Below are 553 nucleotides of genomic sequence, written 5' to 3' on the forward strand. Positions count from 1 at the left end.
TCTTATTAAATCTACTAATAGATTCAATAAAAAAGTTGTGTTTTTATGTTTTCAATTTTAAATATGATTTTACTCATATTCGCATTGGAAAAACTAAAGACTTTTAACATTATATTTTTAAATAACTTGGTTTTTATACCGTTTAGGATAAATCCTAATATCAATACTTCTTTTAAGTACTGATATTAAAACTTATCTCTTTAGATGGTGGAGATAAGCGGGATCGAACCGCTGACCTCCTGCGTGCAAGGCAGGCGCTCTCCCAGCTGAGCTATATCCCCATGGTCTGCAATCTTTCTATAAGATTTTTTAAGTAAGCTTATAAAAATGGTGGGCCTACCAGGACTTGAACCTGGGACCTCACGATTATCAGTCGAGCGCTCTAGCCAGCTGAGCTATAGGCCCATTTACACTAACCTTACTTCAATAATCTTTACAAACCGAACATGTACTTATGGAAACTTCGTTATGTTACCATTCTTTTTCTCTGAGTTAGAAAACGAATTCTAACTCTTTCTCTGAAAGGAGGTGATCCAACCGCAGGTTCTCCTAC

2 tRNA genes are annotated in these 553 nt (G+C 35.8%); both read right to left on the reverse strand.

Annotation, left to right across the window (positions count from 1 at the left end):
* Positions 1–205: 205 nt before the first annotated feature.
* Positions 206–281, reverse strand: a tRNA-Ala gene (locus CRV04_RS12780).
* Positions 282–328: 47 nt separating this feature from the next.
* A tRNA-Ile gene (locus tag CRV04_RS12785) sits at positions 329–405 on the reverse strand.
* Between the last annotated feature and the right edge of the window lie 148 nt (positions 406–553).

The organism is Candidatus Marinarcus aquaticus (assembly GCF_004116335.1).
GTDB lineage: Bacteria > Campylobacterota > Campylobacteria > Campylobacterales > Arcobacteraceae > Marinarcus > Marinarcus aquaticus.